At 66.9% G+C, this 724-nt stretch carries 1 protein-coding gene; it reads right to left on the reverse strand.

Going from position 1 to position 724, the window contains the following annotated elements; translation table 11 throughout:
* A partial coding sequence (locus IEX31_RS19730; protein WP_444541798.1) for a Mu transposase domain-containing protein occupies positions 1 to 589 on the reverse strand: 589 nt, incomplete at its 3' end.
* Positions 590 to 724 lie beyond the last annotated feature (135 nt).

Consider the following 724-nt stretch of genomic DNA (forward strand, 5'->3'; position numbering starts at 1 on the left):
CGAGGCGTTCCCGGTTCTGCTTCCCGAGCCCGTTCAGGATGTTCTGGCAGTCCAGGTAGCCTTGCGCTTCGATTCGCTGCCGGTCCAGGATCTGCTCGATGACCTGCACGGTCGCCGGTCCGAAGCTGCGGGCCCGGTCGGTGAACCAGCGCCTGGACCACAACCCGTCGATGCCGCGGTGCTGCGGCGGGACATGCTCCGGCAGCGTCGAGTACTGGCCCTTCCGGCCCTGCAGTCTCGGGTGCTCGCAGACGATGTCGTGCCCGTCGAACACCGTCACCCGCGTCGTGGTCAGCCGGACCCGCAGTAGCCGTCCCGTCAGCGCGTACGGCACGGAATACCGCTGCGAGTCGGCGGTGACGTGGTAGTTCCGGCCGGCTTTCAGCTCCTTCCAATCGACTTCCTCGAAACGGGTATCGGGCAGCGAGCCGAGCAGGTGGGCCTCTTCGGCTTCGAACCGTTCCCACCGGGTCGTATCGTCCGCGCGGCGCAGATCGTGGTTGATCTCCCGGACCCGTTCCTCGATCGCGTCGTTGAGCTCCGCGAGGCTCGTGAAGANGAAAACGCTGACACGTGCGCGTCCAGCCACGCCTCGCTCTTCATGTTCGCGTACGCGCGGCAGAACAACGCTCCCGAGAACGGCAGCACCGCGACGAACAGCACCGCCCGAGTCACCTCGCCCGTGACCGCGTCGACGAGGTCGATCGTGTCACCGGCCCAGTCG

The organism is Agromyces bauzanensis, from assembly GCF_014645655.1.
GTDB lineage: Bacteria > Actinomycetota > Actinomycetes > Actinomycetales > Microbacteriaceae > Agromyces > Agromyces bauzanensis.